This is a genomic window from Prevotella sp. oral taxon 317 str. F0108 (genome assembly GCF_000162415.1).
GTDB classification, from domain to species: domain Bacteria; phylum Bacteroidota; class Bacteroidia; order Bacteroidales; family Bacteroidaceae; genus Prevotella; species Prevotella conceptionensis.
The window spans coordinates 112,559-131,117 of the sequence record NZ_GG740076.1 but is presented as its reverse complement, the minus strand read 5'-3'; the positions used below and the strand labels follow the sequence as shown (position 1 = coordinate 131,117).

Below are 18,559 nucleotides of genomic sequence, written 5' to 3'. Positions count from 1 at the left end.
TTACATGTATATATAATAAGGAGAGACTGCCTTTCGAGTGCAGCCTCTTCTTTGTTATTGGGCAGGTTCTAAAAACAAACGCGCAATTGTTGGCACCTGTCCTTAACGGTGATTATTAGCAAAACGGCCACGCTGGCCGCCCAAACGCCTGTGCAGGCAGTGCCTTGCGCGCTGCGGCTTATGGCGCAGTTAAGTGGAAAACGCCGTGGTAAGCGAATGACGTTTACCGCATATCTTTTCCACAAAAAACAACAATCGACAAATGAGAAAGACTATCTTAGCAACAGCAACCCTACTTTTTTCGGCCCTCACATCGTTCGCCCAAGGTGTTCCCTTGCGCATTTGGGACAATCGGCCCGGCTCCTTCTTCGAGAACAGCATGCCCATTGGCAACGGAAAACTCGGTGCAATGGTAGACGGAAACCCGCATTGCGATTATCTTAAACTGAACGACATCACACTGTGGAGCGGCAAACCCATCGACCCAAACGAAGATGCAGGCGCACACAAGTGGATTCCGCAGATACGCAAAGCCTTGTTTGAAGAGAATTACGCACTGGCCGACTCGCTGCAATTGCGCGTGCAAGGGCATAATTCGGCTTGGTATCAGCCGCTTTCCACCCTGTGCATCTGCGATGTGAAAGCGGCTGCAAACGCTGATGCGCCTTTGAAGAACTATCGCCGAGAGCTCGACTTGGATAGTAGCTTGGTAAAGGTGAGTTATGAAAGTGAGGGCGTGAGCTATCGTCGAGAGTACTTCGCCTCGCATCCCGGCCGCGCCATCATGGTGCGCCTTACGGCCAACAAGCCCCACGCCATCAGCCTGCAACTGTCGCTTACCTCGTTGCTCAACCATCAAACACGTGTGGAAGGAAACACCATCAGGCTCATGGGTCATGCCGAAGGCCACCCCGACAGCACCGTTCACTTTTGCAACCTGCTGCAAGCGAAGGCCACAGGCGGCACCATAACGGCGCAGGATAGCACGCTCTTGATAAGCAACGCCACACAAGTGGTGCTGTATATCGTTAACGAAACAAGCTATAACGGCTTTGACAAGCACCCCGTAACGCAAGGCGCACCTTATGTGCAACTGGCAGAAACCGACTTGAAGAACCTGCAAAACTGCACTTTCGAACAGCTAAAACAAAACCATACGGACGATTATCAGGCCCTTTTCGGACGCCTTGCCCTGCATTTGGACGGCACAAAGCTAGATATGCACCGAACAACCGAGCAGCAACTGCAAGACTACACCAAGCGGGGAGAAACCAATCCTTATCTCGAAACGCTTTATTTTCAGTTTGGTCGCTATCTGCTCATCAGCTCATCGCGCACACCTGGCGTGCCTGCTAACCTGCAAGGGCTTTGGAATCCGCACGTTAGGGCACCTTGGCGAAGTAATTACACGGTTAATATCAACCTCGAAGAGAACTATTGGCCTGCACAAGTGGCCAATCTGGCCGAACTGACCACGCCTTTAGTTGGCATGGTGAAGGCCCTATCCGTGAACGGCCGTTACGCTGCACGAAACTATTACGGCATTAACGAGGGCTGGTGTTCGAGCCATAACACCGACCTGTGGGCCATGACGAACCCCGTGGGAGAGAAACGAGAAAGTCCTGAATGGGCCAACTGGAACCTCGGAGGAGCATGGTTGTTGAGCAACCTTTGGGAACAGTACGACTTTACACGCGACCGCCATTATCTTCGCCACACACTCTACCCACTGATGAAGGGCGCGTGCGACTTTATGTTGCAGTGGCTCGTGGAAAACCCTAAGCAGCCGGGCGAGCTGATTACTGCGCCCAGCACATCGCCCGAAAACGAGTATGTTACGCCCGATGGCTACCACGGCACAACGGTGTATGGCGGTACGGCAGACCTCGCCATATTGCGCGAACTGTTCGCCAACACGGCTACCGCAGACGAAATTCTGAACGGACGGCCAACGGCTTACAGCAAAATACTGCGCCAAACGATAGGCCGCCTGCACCCATACACCATCGGAAAGGAGGGCGACTTGAACGAATGGTACTACGATTGGAACGATTTCGACCCCCAACATCGCCACCAAACCCACCTTATCGGGCTGTATCCGGGTCATCACATCGCGCCCGAAACAACGCCCGAACTAGCTGAGGCCGCCCGAAAGACACTTGTTCAGAAGGGCGACATCTCCACGGGATGGAGCACGGGATGGCGCATTAACCTTTGGGCTAGGCTTTACAATGGCGAGAAGGCTTACCAAATATATCGTAAACTGCTGACCTATGTGGCCCCCGATGCCATCAGGAAGAGCGATGCAGGCCCTGGTGGCGGCACCTATCCCAACCTTTTCGATGCCCATCCGCCTTTCCAGATAGATGGTAACTTCGGCGGAACGGCTGGCGTTTGCGAGATGCTGATGCAAAGTGCACGCGGCATTAGGCTCTTGCCTGCGTTGCCCGCGGCGTGGCCTTCGGGCAGTGTTAAAGGCCTTTGTGCGCGTGGTGGTTTCGTTGTCGACTTCTCTTGGCGCAATGGTAGCGTAACCCAAGTGCGCATTAAGAGCAACGTGGGCGGACAAACCACGCTGTACTATAATGGAAAGGCGCACAAAGTGAAGTTAAAGGCGGGTAAGGAGGCCGTCTTACGATGAAGTGCAGGGTGTGCATGATGGGTGTTCCTCTCGCCGTTGCCCTTGTAGCATTGGCATGGGCTGTGTCGGCGCCTGTTCGTGGTGCAAAGGCCATGTTTGCAGCCACGAATAATGTCTGTGCGTACAACGCCAGTGCTTTTTCGGACCCCAAAGGAGATGGTATGCAATATGCCGATGGGGCTTTGGCTGTTGTTCCCACATCGCACGCCCAGTCTTCGCCTATTATATATAAGGAGTACCAAGGCCAATATAACGCTGCTTTTTGCGTAGGTGGCGAAAATATTGGGGCAGCGTGTTCCGCCACTCCTATTATATATAAGGAGTGCCAAGGGCAAGATACTGCTGTTTTTCGCACAGACAGCGAAAGCCTTGAGGCTGTGTGTTCTGCCACTCCTATGATAGATGAAGACTCGCAGATGCAGATTCAAAGCTTGGTTGCTGGCGATGAAGACAGTTTGGTTGCGCCGCGTTCAGTACCTGTTTCAACTCCATCGAAATCCGTCGTAAACGAGGAAGGGACGAGTAATTTCGCCATTGCGCCAACATCTTCCATGCGTCTAACCCCTTATCAAGCGCCGTGGATAAGTGCGCCACAGCCAGATTCCACTGCGATGCAATGGTTTTTGCGAACGTATAAGCAGAACGGCAAGCCGCGCAAGGCTTACGTTAGCGTGGCCACCACAGGCAAAATGCAGCTGTTGGTGAATGGAATGAACGTAAGCAGAAACCTCTTTGAACCTCATCGCGCACAAGACGACACATCGGTTGTTAACATCGTCTACGATGTTACGCCGTTCCTATCCCGCAAGGCCAACACCATCTCGCTGTGGTATTGCCCTACAATGCCCCATGTGGGTCGCCGTCAAGTGGCCGTTTGCTATTGGGGCGAAAATGCGGACGGCACTCCTTTTGCCTTCCAAAGCGATGAAAACTGGGCTTGTAGGCGAGCAAATCGAGGACTGCAACCGCCTGAAAGCGAGTGGCAAGACGGCAGCGACAAGGCCGTGGCGTGGCAAATTAACTATGCCGACACCATCTCTTGGCAATCGTCTGTGCGCTATGCACACCCCGAAACGCTGCCTCCCCCCACGCCCTCACGGCTCGTTTGCGCTCCGCGAGTGGCCAAAGTGTACGGCCCTAGCTATGTAGACGTGCGCAACGATACGCTTACATGCGTCTTCCCCCATCATTTTCAGGGCGTTGTACGTATTACTTTTAGGGGAACTCGAACAGGAGAAAAAGTTTACATCAACGGTTTTCGCTATATTTGCAACGGCGCAACAGACGAGCAGTTTTTTAGCAAATTCATCGTTAAAACCACCTATAAACTTATTGTCCACGGAGACAAGTACTTTCGTTCTGAACATGTCCAAAATGTCGAGGCAATGGAAACCTCAATTGGTCTGTATGGGAAGTTTCTTTTTTAATAAGTAACTATTTTCAAATTTTCGTTCTTTTTTCTTGTCGAAAGCTTGCGGTTCTGCTCAAAATTTCCTATATTTGCGAAGTAAAAGGTAAGGAAATGCGGAAACTACAATTGAACGACTTGACAATTCCTATTGTCAAAGAAAACTGCGACGTTGTGAGTATGGACGACGACTTAGTTCTCGTCGACGACCTCAACAAGCTGTCGGACCTCATGGGTCCGTACAAAATGCAATGCCTGGTGCTGGCCATTTGTGCTCAGGGCAGCGCCAGGTACACAGTAGACACGATTACGTATGAGCTTCAACCCAACCACATCATGGTTGTCCCTGCTGGCCCAATACTCAACAGCGGGGAGCTAAGCACCAACTGCAAGGGTATAGCCATACTGTTGTCTAAGGACTTCATGAACGAAATCATCATGGGCATCCATGAACTTTCGTCCTTGATACTCTTCTCACGAACCAACCCTGTTTTTACACTCAATGCCGAAGAGGGGGGAGAAATGCTTCTCCACCTGTCGCTCATTGAGAAAAAAATGCAGCAGGCTGGGCATAGGTATCGCAAAGATACGGTGCGTTCGATGATTACGACGATGATTTACAACGCCTCGGACGCCATCTATCGGGTACAACAGACAACGGACTTGAAGAAGACACGAGCCGAAGCCATCTTCGCCAAGTTCATTAAAATGGTGGAACAGAACTTTAAAAAAGAAAGACGCGTAAGCTGGTATGGCGAACAATTGGGCATCACACCTAAGTATCTCTCCGAAACGGTGCGCAACGTTAGCAAGCGAACACCCAACCAATGGATTGACAAGTACATCACGTTGGAGTTGCGCGTGCAACTTAAAAACACCACTAAGAGCGTGAAGGAAATAGCCCAAGAACTCAATTTCCCCAACCAAAGCTTCCTAGGGAAGTTCTTCAAAGAACAGGTGGGAGTTTCCCCGTCGCAGTACCGTAAACGGTAACCGCCCTCAGGTGCATGGTTCTCTTTCTGCAATGTCGCCCCAACAAATGAGTACATCATGGCAGATTGGGCTCGGCACATGCACCACCGAGCAGGCAAGGAATAGAGTTAGAGTGAATTAGAAACTTGATTCCGGAGCAGAGAATTTAGAGTTAGACTTAACTGATAACATTTATAGAAACATCGTAGAAAGAGTTAGACAGAAACATAAGAGAACGGGAATGAGAGGGTTGGCACTTGTCGTATTGCAGCTTTCGTTGGTGCAATATGCATACCTCCTCATTCTTCCTGCAAGTGCTGCAATTAGCCTTTAAGGGCACTATTGTATCTTTGCCCTATGGATTTGAACTCCTTTTCCACTTCTTCTGCATGTGTGTTGCATGCCAACCTTAATGAATGAGCACTCGGCTTGCGTATTTGACATGCCGATAGCAGTCTTGGCGTATATATCATAGGCCATAGTGCGGCCAAAGGGAAGGCAACCGGCACGGAGTGAAGGCAAGTGCAACAGCATCCCTTGTTGAGGGCTGGGGCCTGCGGCGTAGGCATTAGCTGCGGCCTGGCCGTTCCCTAGCTTGTCAGCATCCCCTCATTGGTTTTTCGCGTTGGCGGTTTCTCCTTGGGTGTTACCTCAGTAGTCCATAATCACCAAAATAAATAACGTTCAAACACCCTTGGAGGAGTTGCCCCTCGTTGCTTGCGCATCATACCGCACCTGAACCGCAATGCGCATGGCATCGAATGGCGCGGAAAACCATTTTCACAATGCGGTAGAAGTACGTGTGCTGCTTGGCATCTGTACGTGTGTTTGATGCAAAGGCATCTGTTTCCTTGAACCCCAATCGGTTCATGTGGCACCTGTACAGATCTTGTGTATTGTTGAGCATATTGCCTGCCTTATTTTTGAAGGCGTAGCCTGCTACGTTAAGAGAATAAGGCTGGCAGAATGCCGACAAGCAAACGAAAGATGGACAGGAAACGGTGGAAATACGCTAAAATAATTGATAAGCGGTTAACGGCCGATTGGAGTTGAAGTGTTCGTGTGTTTCTCGATGTAAACATCCCAACTCTTGGCATCTGTGCATGTACTTTTTTGTATAAGTGCATGGTACTTCTTTGTATAAGGGTGTGTTTTTCTTCGTACAAGTGCACGCGTTTCGTTGTGCAAGCCTGTTAGCTATTGGGTTTTAGTGCAAAAAATCTAGTTGTTGCCGTGTGCGTTTCTTTGCGTAAGCGCGTGATTCCTTTGTATGAGTATACGTGTTTCCTTGTATAAGCGCAGGTGTTTTCTTTCTGTAAACATGTGAACTTCTTGTTTTGCTTGCATCTTGTATCGTGTAAGCGCATTCCTTGGAGGCGTAAGTCTGTTCAGTAAGCAAGTAAAAATTTGTAAACCAATCCAGCAACAACAAAAAAAAAACGTGTAAAGTAAATTTAGACCTAGTCATGTGTCTTGTGTTTTGCTGCATATTACACTGCGTTTTGACTGCATATTGCAATGCGTTTTGACTGCAAAATGCATTGTATCATCCTGTTCTTCCCCTTTGAAACAGAATTAGAGGCGAGCCAGTATTTTATTTCTCCCAACATTTTGCCATTCACCACCTTTACACTACCTTTGCAAAGAATATCAAAATAAATATACGCATGGATTGGATTAACGGCCTGTTCACCGTGCATTCAGCCATTCAGACCGTAGTTGTACTGTCGCTGATATGCTATGTAGGCCTAATTCTGGGTAAGATACACGTCAAGGGCATTTCGCTTGGCGTGGCTTTCGTCTTCTTTATCGGCATCATTGCAGGCCATTGGGGGTTAGACATCGACCCCACCGTGCTACAATATGCCGAGGCCTTTGGTTTGGTGCTCTTCGTTTACACGCTGGGATTGCACGTTGGCCCCAACTTCTTCGGGTCGTTACGCAAAGAAGGCATCTCGCTCAACCTGTGGGGATTTGCCGTTATAGCCGTGGGAACCATCCTCGCACTGGTGCTTTCGGAAGTAACCAACGTGCCAATGCAAACGATGGTAGGCATACTTTCGGGTGCCGTTACCAACACGCCAGCCCTTGGAGCCGCCCAACAAGCACTCGAAAACTTCGGCTTCTCCACGCGTAGTGCAGCACTTGGCTGTGCCGTAGCCTATCCTTTGGGTGTTCTAGGCGTTATCTTCGCCATGATATTCCTCCGTAAATTCTTTGTAAAACCCGACGACTTGGTGCCCCGTTCGCCACAAGACGAAGACCATACTTACGTGGCACAGTACGAAATTGTGAACCAAGCCATCGACGGAAAAACGCTGGCCGAGATTTCACAAATGGCACATATCCGCTTTATCGTATCGCGAATATGGCGCAACGAGCAAGTTATTGTGCCCGTTTCAACCACCAAATTAAGACTAGGAGACAACGTGCTTGTGGTAACAACCGACGACGAAGTGGGCGGAATGGAGTTGTTGTTGGGGAAGAAAGTGGATAAAGATTGGAACAAAGACAAGATAGACTGGAACCACATCGACAAGAAAGTGGAGTCGAAGGTGGTGGTTATCACCCGTCCGATGCTCAATGGCAAAAAGCTTGGTTCGCTGCAGCTGCGCAACACCTATGGCGTAAACGTCAGTCGTGTTACGCGTGGCGACACCAAACTTCTCGGCACAAACGATCTGCGCTTGCAATATGGCGACCGCGTTACGGTGGTTGGCGAACACGATGCGCTTGAAAACGTGGAGCATTATCTTGGCAACGCAGTACAAACGCTTAACGAACCCAACCTCGGTGCCATCTTCCTAGGTATGCTTTTGGGTCTTGCCCTGGGCACCATCCCCATCATGCTGCCCGGCATGAGTGCCCCCGTACGCATGGGATTGGCAGGCGGCCCCATCGTGATGGGCATACTTGTGGGCAGCATTGGCCCACGTTTCCGCCTTGTTTCGTACACAACGCGCAGTGCATCGCTCATGCTCCGCCAGTTAGGTTTGTCGCTCTATTTGGCCTGTTTGGGCTTGGATGCCGGTCAAGACTTCTTTAAAACGGTGATACGCCCTGAGGGATTGCTATGGGTGGGGCTTGGTTTCGTGCTCACGGTGGTACCTGTTCTGCTGGTGGGCTATATCGCCTTGCGCACTAAGCGACTCGACTTCGGCTCTATTTGCGGCATCCTTTGCGGGTCGATGGCCAACCCAATGGCACTTACTTACGCTAGCGAAACGCTCGAAGGCGACACACCTGCCGTTACTTACGCCACCGTTTATCCCCTCGGCATGTTTCTGCGCGTGATTATCGTGCAAATGATGGTGATGTTTTTCTTGGGATAATGAGAAAGGAGTTGTAAAGGTGAAAGGGTGAAAGGGTGAAAAGATGGCTAACGCCCACCAACTTGTCAACTCGTAAACTTGAAAGGTGAAAAGGTGAAAGGGTGAAAAAATGGCTAACGCCCACTAACTTGTCAACTCGTAAACTTGAAAGGTGAAAAGGTGAAAGGGTGAAAAAATGGCTAACGCCCACTAACTAGTCAACTCGCAAACTTGAAAACTAGTCTAATAATTTACGAGTTTGTAGATGCAGACATCTTTTCACCTTTTCACCTTTTCACCTTTTCACCTTTTCACCCTTTCACCTTTTCACCTTTTCACCAACGATGCCGCCCTCTATTCTTCGCACGAAGTTAGCCTTTCAGTTCGTCTTCTAAGGCAAAGTATTTCCACAAAGGGGCGTACATCATGGCCTGGTAAAGCTCATTGTTTTTGAGCATGCGTAACATCTCGTCGCGACTAACAACATGTACTTGAATATCTTCCGTGTCGTCTAGATGTTGCCCCGACACATTCTCCACGTCTGTGGCCAAAAAACAATGGCAACGGTTAGTCATTGTACCTGGATTGGGCGCAATCGTCATCAGCGGACGCCACGTACCGTTACCATATCCCGTTTCTTCCAGCAGTTCGCGCTGTGCGGCCTGCATCGGTTCTTCGCCTTGTTCCATCACGCCTGCACAAATCTCCATCGCTGTTACACCCAAAGCGTGGCGGTATTGGCGAACAAGCACAAAGTCGCCCTCGCGAGTAATGGCCACGGTGTTCACCCATTCGGGATATTCAAGCACGTAATACTCGTCTACCACCGCGCCCGTGGGCAAACATACCTTATCGCAACGTGCCGTTAGCCATTGTTTACGTATCAGATACTCGCGGCCCAGCACCTGCCAAGCCATTTCGTTGCCTTCTTCGCGCGTCTTTTCGTTCGGCGCAAGGTTTCTCTTTTCTTCTTTCATATTTTTGGAGTTATGAAGTTGTTATGGAGTTATGGAGTTATGGAGTTAAGGAGTTAAGGAGTTAAGCCAAATGCTTGGTTGCAGAGTGGATGGCAATCCTTGTCAACTTGTCAACTGGTCTACTCGTCAACTGGTCAACTGGTCTACTCGTTAACTGGTAAACTAACAAAGCATACCACTCCCCTCTCCCCTTGGAGAGGGGCTGGGGGTGAGGCTTTACTCCCCTCATTTGTTGAGGGATTGTGGGTGAAACCACTTATCATCTTCCACCCTCAATCCCAGCTTTTCAACCTCAATTACTTCGGCATGCAGGTACATGCGGTCGGCCTTTCGCCCGTAAAGTGGGTCGCCAAGGATGGGCAAATTTAGTCCATCGGGGTGTGCGCAGTGTACACGAAGTTGATGCGTGCGCCCAGTTAGCGGATAAAGGGCAACGATGGTGCGCCCCTCTTCGTGCCCAATCACCTCGTATCGCGTAACAGCAGACTTGCCATTTAGCCAGTCTACCATCTGTCGCGGACGGTCCAAGTAGTTGCTATTTAAGGGCAGTGATATTTCGCCCCGCTGCTTTTCGGGCGGCAACAATCCGTCTAGCACCGCCACATAGCGTTTCTTTACCTCGTGATTTTCAAAGGCCAACTGCAATGTTCGGTGCATTTCCTTGGTCTTTGCGATGATCATCAGCCCCGATGTGTCTTGGTCTAGTCGATGAACAATAAGGGGCGAGTCGGTATCTGGGTAGCGTTGGCGCATCATTTGGGCAACCGATGTGCCGCCATCTTTGCCAGGAACACTCAACATGCCATGCGGTTTGCTCACCACCACCAAGCCCTCGTCTTCGTAAACCACACGTAAGGCAGCGCGGTCTACGGGCTTTTGCGGTACACACGCCACCTCCAAGCCCTGCAACATAAAGCCTAACGTTGGCCCACATTTGCCAGGGCAGGCAGGATAGAACGCCCCTTCGCGCCTTATCTCGGTTTTGGGCGACCGCCCCAACCAAAACTCGGCCATGCTAAGCGGACGATAACCCATAACGAAAGCATGCTGCAACAGCTTTGGCGCGCAACATTCGCCCGTGCCGGCAGGTGGTGTTCGTTGGGGTGTTGGGGCGAAAATGTCGAGCAAGTTGCGACGTTCGCCGCGCGCATTAAGCATTTCAAACTGTTGGAAAAGCCAGCGTTGCAAGGCATCCGACAGGCGTTTGCGCTTGTTTTTTAAGTCTGTCATCGCCTTTTCCTGCACATTCAGTTCGGCCTGCAAGCATTCAATTTGGGCCTTAATCCGCTGTTTCAGTCGGCGCAATTCCGCCTTTTGAAACTGACTTTCGGCCACCATCGCCGCTTGTTCTTCGGCTGTTGCGCCCCGTCTGCGCTTGTTTTCGCGTTCTTTTTTGGCCTCAGCCATCATCGTTCGGTAAGCGTTAAGTTCCGTTTCTGCCGTTTCTTGTTCGTTGGCAATGCGCGTTTTCAGTTCGTTAAGCAGCGGGTTACGCTCCATTTCGCTTAGTTGTACGTTAATTTCGCTTATCTCGCGTTCGTGTATTTTGAAGTAACCATCGGGCTGCAAGTAGTCGAACACGGGCGGAACAAAGCCTTCCCACGTTGCCTTACCGCCTAATTGCCCCGAAAATGCGGCCAAATAGCCCAACTCTGTGCCGTGGGGCGCGGGGCGTTCAACCACTAATACGCCGAACATCTTGCCCTGTGCCACCTCTTCGCGCCATGTTTCGTGCTGGGCAACAAGTCCCTTTACCTGCTCGGCAGCCATTAGGCACAGCGCATCAGGCTCGTAAAAGAAGGGGTTGTTCATCTTTTCGGGCCTTGGAAGAGTGGTATGTAGGGGATGGAACATGATGTGGCGGAATGGTAAATAGTGTGAAAACCCATTGTCGGGGCAGGGCTTGCTGTTGCAAAGTTAATCAAAAAAACGTACTTTTGCCCACATCGTAACACGAAAATGGAATGAAGACAGACATGCAAAAAATGCGCAACGGCGAACTTTATCGCTTTGATGGTGAAGAAAGCTCACCAATTTGCCCACCGCAACAACCACATCTGCCAACGATTAACAACCATATTATGCGAAATAAGTTTTTTATTGGTCTGCTTTTGGGGCTATTCCTGCCCCTCCACCTTGTGTCCCAAACTCGCGAAGACGTTGTGGCCATCAACACAGCGATGTGGGAAACGAAGAAGATTAGCGAGAATATAGAGGTGCGACAGATGCGTTGGCCTTTGCTATACGGCTGTGCCCAAACCGTTACTGTGGCCGAAATTACGCCCAAACGCGGCCTAGCGTTCGACATTGCGGTTGCAGATGGCGGTGCAACGGTGGGCGAAATGGCGCGCCGCACCAAGGCATTGGCAGCCATCAACGGTTCGTATTTCGACATACATAAGCGTTCGGCCATCACTTACTTACGCCAAGGGCGCACCGTTATCGACACAACAACCACGGCCGAACTGGCCCTTCGCGTAACGGGAGCTATCCGAACGCACGGCCGAAAGCTCCACATCATGCCCTGGAGCAAGGCAATAGAGCAGCGTTACCGTTGTCGGCACGGGTCTACATTGGCCTCTGGGCATCTACTTCTCTATCGCGGCAAGGACGTTTCGTTGCGTAGCAGCAGCATGGGGTTCATAGTTAAAAAGCATCCACGCACGGCCATCGCCCTCACTTCGCGCGGAACGGTGCTTTTCGTCACCGTAGACGGACGGCATCCGGGTTATGCTGGCGGTATGAACCTTATCGAACTGCGCCACTTTTTGCAACAGTTGGGCTGCACCGATGCCCTTAATCTAGACGGCGGAGGTTCCACAACACTTTGGGCAAAAGGGTATAATGCCAATGGCATTGCCAACTATCCTTGCGACAATCGCAAGTTCGACCACGACGGAGAGCGCAAAGTAGCCAATGCGGTGGTGGTGATGAAGAGGGGGAAGTGAGGGATGTGAGACATCCAACCATGCGCATTCTACTTTTCGACAACAATAAAATGAGAATGCGTATGCTTTTGTTAAAACCATTCCTTTAATCGCGTTCGTTTCGCATTTTATGCTTAACTTTGTCACTAGTCTTGGGCTTTACAAACTTAACAGCACAGCATTCGCGGGCAACAATCCGCACTTGCACCATGCTCTATCCGCCCCAAAAACGTAACAAGCAATATAATATGGACTACATCGAAATAAAAGGATACCAGTCTATCAAGTCGGCCAAGATAGATATTGCCCCCATCAACATCCTAATAGGTGCTAATGGTAGTGGCAAAAGCAACTTCGTTTCTTTCTTCGAGTTGCTTCACAGACTGTGCGGACGCGGATTAAGCGAATACGTGGCCTTAAAAGGCGGCGAAGACAAGATACTTTTTCAAGGCCGAAAAGTAACCGAAAAATTCTCATTCCATATTGAATTTGACGGTGGCCAGAATGGCTATGCGGCTGAATTGACGGCAGGCAACGATGGTTTTGTATTCACCGACGAGCAACTATACTATAAGGGCGAGCCAAAAGGCATTACCCGTCATGGCAAAGAAGCAAACCTTAGCCTTACCGACAACTACAGAGCAGCATACATATTGAAGTACATGGCTAAGTTTAGAAAATACCATTTCCACGATACCAGTGCCAATTCGCCATTCACAAAATACAGCAATACATCAACAGACACTGCCTTTCTATATGCTAATGGTGGCAATCTTGCGGCTTTTCTCTACAAGATACGTAGCGAACAGCCATTGGTGTACAACCGAATTGTAGCCTGTATCAAATCAGTTGCCCCTTATTTCTCGGACTTCTACCTAGAACCCAATGAAGAAAACAACCTAAGACTGCTTTGGCAAGACAAGTTTAGCGACATGACTTACGGCGCAACCGACCTCTCTGACGGCACCTTACGCTTCATCGCTTTAGCCACATTGTTCTTACAACCCAATCTTCCTACCACCATTATTATAGACGAACCCGAACTGGGACTACATCCCTTTGCCATCGCTAAGCTAGCAGGGATGATCAAATCTGCATCAAAACGCAATTGCCAAGTGATTGTTGCCACGCAGTCGGCCGACCTAATAGCACATTTCGAGCCATCAGACATCATCACCGTAGACCAAGTTGGCGGTGAAACACACTTCACACGACAAAGCGAAGAGATGCTAAAAGCATGGCTCGAAGAAAATTATACGATAGACGAACTATGGAAACGCAACATGATAGAGGGCGGACAGCCCAACTACGAGGGATGAATAGGATTATAATCATTTGTGAAGGGCAAACCGAACAAGAGTTCTGCAAAACCCTGTTACAGCGGTATTTCAGTAACCAAAACATCACGCTACAAGTCCCATTGATCAAGAAAACGATGGGCGGAATAGCCAATTGGAATGTGCTGAAACGTGAAATAGAAACCTATCTGCGCCGAGAAAAAGACGTTTTGGTCACTACACTGATTGATTATTATGGCATTAAGGATAGCCACGGTTTTCCTTTGTGGGCTGAAAAACAAGCAATTGCCGACAAAAGCCAACGCCTTGACGAACTAGAAGCCGCGATGCTAGCTGATGTGGATGCTAATTTGCGCCCACGTTTTGTGCCTTATATGCAACTACATGAGTTCGAAGGCTTGCTGTTTAGCGACAAGCAGGCCTTCTATACAACGTTTTACAACAGCAACGAGCTAGTGGACAAAGCTTATCTTGAGCAAACGTTTGCAGATTTCGACAACCCCGAAATGATTAACGACGGTGTTGAAACATCTCCCTCGCACAGGCTCGAACGCATCATCAGTGGTTACGAGAAAGTGGTTTACGGATGCTGTTTGGCAGAAGCTATTGGCCTTGACAAGATGAGGCAAAAGTCGCCAAGGTTTGACAATTGGCTGAAAAGACTTGAAACAAATATTGCCATAACAAAGCCGAATAATCCATAAGGCAACAATGTGCACTTAGTGAACAAGGTAGGTAAACCATTTCATCAATGTCCATAACCTACCACTCACCCTACAATAGCTGCGTTTGTCCAAACCATTTTCGGTTCTTACCCCCACAAAATCCCTTAGTCCTTTACAACGCCTTAGCAATAAGATAGCCACCACCGAGCAGCCAACAATAAAGCAGGGCAGCAAGGAGGAAGGGTTTGGCACCAGCCTTTTTAAACTTATCGATGCTGGTTTCTGCGCCCAAAGCGGTCATCGCCATTGTGAGAAGAAAGGTATCGAAGGTGTTAATGGCATCGTTAACAGCGGGAGAAAAGAGGTTTAGCGAGTTGAAACCGATAACCACCAAGAACAAAACAGCAAACCAAGGGATGGTTATCCCCTTGCGTTTGGTTTGCGTTTCGGCATCGCCCTGCTTGCCGTGTGCCACAAACCAGCTCACCACAAGCAACACAGGAACCAACATCATCACCCTAATCATCTTTACAATGATGGCTATATCAGACACGCCTTTGCCCATTGCGTTGCCTGCACCCACCACATGGGCCACCTCGTGCACCGTGCTGCCCGTCATAATGCCCATCGATTGCGGCGAAAGGTCTAGCACACCATTGCGATAAAGCACGGGATAAAGAAACATGGAGAGGGTTCCGAAGATAACAACAGTAGACACGGCCACGGCTGTTTTGTAGGGTTTGGCATTGATTGCGCCCTCTGTTCCCAACACGGCAGCCGCCCCACAGATGCCTGCGCCCACCGAAGTAAGCAGCGTTATGCTGCGGTCGAGTTTCAAAATTCGGCCGATAAGCAACCCTCCGCCAATGGTTATGCACACCACGATGGCATCAACCACAATGGCAGACAGCCCTACGGCCGTTACGTCTTGCAGCGTTAAGCGGAAACCATACAGCACAATACCCACTCTAAGCACCCTTTTGGCACAGAAAGTGATACCCGGAACCCACGTCGGCGGCAGGTTGTTGCGTAGGCTGTTGGCATAAATCATGCCCAACACGATACCGATAATCATCGGACTAACAGAGAATTTCTTAGCCCAAGCCATGTCGCCAAGATAGAAAGCGGCAAGCGAAAAGAGGGCTATAAGCAAGATGCCGTGCAGCATACTGCTGCGTTGTTCGTTTAACATTGTGTGATATTATATTTAAAAAGCCTCACCCCCAACTACAACCGGCCTCACCCCCAACCCCTCTCCAAGGGGAGAGGGGAGTGGTATGCCTTGTTAGTTGACAAGGATTGTCGTCCACTCTGCAGCCAAGCATTTGGCTTAACTCCATAACTACTTAACTCCATAACTACTTAACAAGGAGTCTCGTCCACTCTGCAGCCAAGCATTTGGCTTAACTCCTTAACTCCTTAACTCCATAACTCCTTAACTCCATATCTCCTCAACTCCTTAACTCCATAACTCCTTAACTCCTCAATCCTTACTCCTCCCCTCCTTCTGCCATCAAGCTCTCCGCCACCTCGCACAATTCGGCGTACCATTCGCGCCCGAACCGCTCGGTTAACGGACCTTCCAAGAAACGATAGAGGGGTAGATTTAGTTCGCGACCCTTCTTTACGGCCGGCCTACACACATCCCAGCGGTGATAGTTAAGGCCAACAAGGTCGGCATCGAAACGCTTTTCGCGAATGGGATAAAGTGCACAGGATATGGGCTTGCGAAACGAAGAGAGCCCTGCTCGATGCGCCCGGTCGAACGTGCAAAGGCAAAGTCCCTTGTCGTAACAAGTAAAAACACAGTCTTTGCCGTTAACGATACTCGTCACCAGGTCGCCTTCGCGGTCGTTATAGGCCACGCCCTGCTTGTCGATAACGGTCTGCGCCTGCGCCGACAGGTCGTTCCACACGATGTCCAATGCGTCTTCCATAGCCGCAATCTCATCAAGTGTAACGGGCGCTCCTGCATCGCCCTCGATACAACAAGCACCTTTGCAGGCATCGAGGTCGCAACAAAAGCGTTCGGTAATGAGGTCGGAAGAGATAAGTACGTTGCCCACTTGCATAATGGGCGGTATGTTGTTGTTCATTGTTTACCAGCTGATGGGCGTTAGTCCGCGCGAAGAAAGATAGGCGTTGGCCTGCGAAAAGTGATGGTTGCCAAACCAACCGCCACGATTGGCCGATAGCGGCGAGGGGTGAACCGATTGCAAGATGCAATGCCTACGAGCATCGATAAGCGCGGCCTTCGAGCGCGCATAGCCGCCCCAAAGAATAAAGACAAGTCCCTCGCGCCCCGCATTTAGCCGCGCTATGGCAGCATCGGTGAATGTTTCCCAGCCCTGCCGTTGGTGACTTGCTGCCTGATGTGCACGCACGGTGAGCGTGGCGTTAAGCAAAAGCACACCTTGCTCGGCCCAACGCGTTAGGTTTCCGCTTGTGGGGATGGGTGTGCCGAGGTCGTTGTTAATCTCCTTAAAGATGTTTTGCAGCGAGGGCGGAAAAGGCACGCCATCGTTAACCGAAAAGCTTAAACCATGCGCTTGTCCATCGTCGTGATAGGGGTCTTGCCCAATTATCACCACTTTCACCTTATCGAAAGGGCATAAGTTAAAGGCATTGAACACCAGTTGTGCAGGCGGAAAGCATTGATGCTGCTTGTATTCGAGATGCACAAAGGCAGACAAGGCCTTGAAATAAGGTTTCTCGAACTCGTCGGCCAGCTGCTCTTTCCACGAAGGTTCTATCTTTACATCCATGCTTATGGTTTGTATTATCAGTTTACAAGTTGACCTGTTAACAAGTAGATAAGGCCGTAAGCTTACCTCATTGTTAACCTGTGCTTGCGAATAACGTTGTTTTTGACATACAAAGGTATGAAAAAATGCGCATTTACATAAGGCCTAATGCCCAATTGGGGTTATTACTTACCAATTGATGGGCGATTTCCCACGCTCACGAAGATACTCGTTAGCTTGCGAAAAGTGTTTTTTGCCAAAACTACAACCAAAATTAACTGCCCGCGGCGAGGGATGAGCCGATGTCAAAACGAGATGCTTGTTAGAATCGATACACCTGCCTTTCTTGCGCGCCTCTACACCCCAAAGCATGAAAACAAGTCCTTCGCATTCATCATTCAACCGCTTAATAACAGCATTGGTAAACTGTTCCCAACCTTTCCCTTTATGACTGTTAGAATCACCAGGACTCACAGTTAGGATGGTGTTGAGCAAAAGCACGCCCTGCTCGGCCCATCGTGTTAGGTTTCCGCTGGTAGGGATGGGCGTTTTGAAATCCTCGCTTATCTCCTTAAAGATGTTATTCAGCGATGGCGGAAAAGGCACACCATCGTTAACCGAAAAGCTTAAGCCATGCGCTTGCCCCTCTCCTGGATAGGGGTCCTGCCCGATTATCACCACTTTTACCTTGTGGAAGGGACACAGATTAAAGGCATTAAATAAATCTTTTTCAAGTGGAAAGCATTTATTCTGCTTATACTCGCCATCTACAAATTCAGACAATTCCTTGAAATAAGGCTTTTCAAACTCATCGGCCAGTTGCTCTTTCCACGAGGATTCTATCTCTACGTTCATGTTTACAGTTTGTATTATCAGTTTACAAGTTGACGAGTTGACAAGTTAACCAGTTGACCTGTTAACAGGTAGACAAGGCAGTTTGCCTGTCTTGCCATGAACTAGAACTTACCGAAAACATCATTTTACGACATACAAAGGTATGAAAAAAAGCCCATTTACACGTTAGCCTACGCATGCTTATTTATCTACAAGGGGTCATTAAAAACCTACTTTCTATCTTTTGTCGATGTCCAAGCAATGTTAAATCAAGTATTTATATTTTACAAAACACATCCTTCTCGCCCACCCATTCTAGCAAAAACAAACGCTCTTTAGCAGGCAAATTGCCGCTATTTTCCATCTTACACATCTTTTGTTTGCCTGTTTTTAGGGTCAGAACCTGCGTTTTGCACCATTTTAGCTTTCTAGTTTGGTTGCCAACTCATTATTTTTTGCGCCCAATTACTCGCTTTTAGCCCCTAAAATCCCACTTTTTAACCACTATTTTGCCCTTTTTAGCCATCTTTTTAACGGGTGTAAAAGGTTTATTTATACCAATTGCGGTGAATATTTATGCCTTTCACCTTGCGTTTAGTAGCATTTTACACTGCATTTTGCAGCATTTTACCTTTCATTTTGCACCAAAACGCACTGCGTTTTGCACCAAATTGCACTGCAATTAGCGGCATATTGCACCATATTTAGCAGTAAATAGCCCTAAATCTGGTGCAAATGGCGTTCTCTTTAAATAAATATTCATATTATCTCATTCGCAGACT

Annotated in this window: 14 protein-coding genes; 7 read left to right on the top strand and 7 right to left on the bottom strand. The window is 49.2% G+C overall.

The features are described from left to right. The first annotated feature begins 262 nt into the window (after window positions 1–262). From HMPREF0670_RS13070 to HMPREF0670_RS13060, 3 genes are all read left to right on the top strand, one after another. Entirely contained in the window at window positions 263–2,641 is a 2,379-nt protein-coding gene (locus HMPREF0670_RS13070; protein WP_009231628.1) for a glycosyl hydrolase family 95 catalytic domain-containing protein, read from the top strand. After that, the gene (locus HMPREF0670_RS17210) at window positions 2,638–4,068 is read left to right on the top strand and encodes an alpha-L-rhamnosidase N-terminal domain-containing protein (RefSeq protein ID WP_009231627.1); all 1,431 of its coding nucleotides are present in this window, start codon (window positions 2,638–2,640) and stop codon (window positions 4,066–4,068) included. The genes HMPREF0670_RS13070 and HMPREF0670_RS17210 overlap by 4 nt, the downstream gene beginning before the upstream one ends. 95 nt (window positions 4,069–4,163) lie before the next feature. Further along, window positions 4,164–5,042, top strand: a complete 879-nt coding sequence (locus HMPREF0670_RS13060) for a helix-turn-helix domain-containing protein (RefSeq protein WP_009231626.1) — start codon at window positions 4,164–4,166, stop codon at window positions 5,040–5,042. A gap of 703 nt (window positions 5,043–5,745) precedes the next feature. Here HMPREF0670_RS13060 and HMPREF0670_RS16770 read toward each other — a convergent pair. Continuing rightward, complete coding sequence (locus HMPREF0670_RS16770) at window positions 5,746–5,928, bottom strand: hypothetical protein (RefSeq protein ID WP_198009314.1); 183 nt, start codon at window positions 5,926–5,928, stop codon at window positions 5,746–5,748. 760 nt (window positions 5,929–6,688) lie between these two features. Between HMPREF0670_RS16770 and HMPREF0670_RS13055 the strand changes: the two genes are divergently transcribed. Then, window positions 6,689–8,353, top strand: a complete 1,665-nt coding sequence (locus tag HMPREF0670_RS13055; RefSeq protein ID WP_009231625.1) for a putative transporter — start codon at window positions 6,689–6,691, stop codon at window positions 8,351–8,353. A 350-nt stretch (window positions 8,354–8,703) separates the two neighbouring features. Here HMPREF0670_RS13055 and HMPREF0670_RS13050 read toward each other — a convergent pair whose 3' ends face one another. Together HMPREF0670_RS13050 and HMPREF0670_RS13045 are read right to left on the bottom strand one after the other, a co-directional pair. Further along, window positions 8,704–9,309 carry an NUDIX hydrolase gene (locus HMPREF0670_RS13050; RefSeq protein WP_009231624.1) on the bottom strand — a complete coding sequence of 202 codons (606 nt, stop codon included), beginning with the start codon at window positions 9,307–9,309 and terminating at the stop codon, window positions 8,704–8,706. Window positions 9,310–9,534: 225 nt separating this feature from the next. After that, on the bottom strand, window positions 9,535–11,163 hold the full coding sequence (locus HMPREF0670_RS13045) for an RluA family pseudouridine synthase (protein ID WP_009231623.1): 1,629 nt from the start codon (window positions 11,161–11,163) through the stop codon (window positions 9,535–9,537). 110 nt (window positions 11,164–11,273) lie between these two features. Here HMPREF0670_RS13045 and HMPREF0670_RS13040 point away from each other — a divergent pair, with 110 nt between their 5' ends. The 3 genes from HMPREF0670_RS13040 to HMPREF0670_RS13030 all read left to right on the top strand — a co-directional run bounded on the left by HMPREF0670_RS13040 (window position 11,274) and on the right by HMPREF0670_RS13030 (window position 14,238). Further along, window positions 11,274–12,257: a phosphodiester glycosidase family protein gene (locus HMPREF0670_RS13040; protein WP_232213931.1), complete on the top strand. Its 984-nt coding sequence runs from the start codon at window positions 11,274–11,276 to the stop codon at window positions 12,255–12,257. 227 nt (window positions 12,258–12,484) lie between these two features. After that, a complete protein-coding gene (locus HMPREF0670_RS13035) occupies window positions 12,485–13,555 on the top strand; it encodes an AAA family ATPase (protein WP_044078338.1) in 1,071 nt (356 codons plus the stop codon). Continuing rightward, the gene (locus HMPREF0670_RS13030) at window positions 13,552–14,238 is read left to right on the top strand and encodes a DUF4276 family protein (RefSeq protein ID WP_009231620.1); all 687 of its coding nucleotides are present in this window, start codon (window positions 13,552–13,554) and stop codon (window positions 14,236–14,238) included. The genes HMPREF0670_RS13035 and HMPREF0670_RS13030 overlap by 4 nt, the downstream gene beginning before the upstream one ends. A gap of 133 nt (window positions 14,239–14,371) precedes the next feature. Here HMPREF0670_RS13030 and HMPREF0670_RS13025 read toward each other — a convergent pair whose 3' ends face one another. The 4 genes from HMPREF0670_RS13025 to ung (HMPREF0670_RS13010) form a co-directional block, all read right to left on the bottom strand. Next, entirely contained in the window at window positions 14,372–15,391 is a 1,020-nt protein-coding gene (locus HMPREF0670_RS13025; RefSeq protein WP_009231619.1) for a YeiH family protein, read from the bottom strand. Between the two features lie 298 nt (window positions 15,392–15,689). Continuing rightward, a complete protein-coding gene (locus tag HMPREF0670_RS13020) occupies window positions 15,690–16,295 on the bottom strand; it encodes a DUF3109 family protein (RefSeq protein WP_009231618.1) in 606 nt (201 codons plus the stop codon). 3 nt (window positions 16,296–16,298) lie between these two features. Then, window positions 16,299–16,964 carry a uracil-DNA glycosylase gene (gene ung, locus HMPREF0670_RS13015; RefSeq protein ID WP_009231617.1) on the bottom strand — a complete coding sequence of 222 codons (666 nt, stop codon included), beginning with the start codon at window positions 16,962–16,964 and terminating at the stop codon, window positions 16,299–16,301. A 168-nt stretch (window positions 16,965–17,132) separates the two neighbouring features. Then, window positions 17,133–17,798, bottom strand: coding sequence for a uracil-DNA glycosylase (gene ung, locus HMPREF0670_RS13010; RefSeq protein WP_009231616.1), 666 nt, complete (start codon window positions 17,796–17,798; stop codon window positions 17,133–17,135). Between the last annotated feature and the right edge of the window lie 761 nt (window positions 17,799–18,559).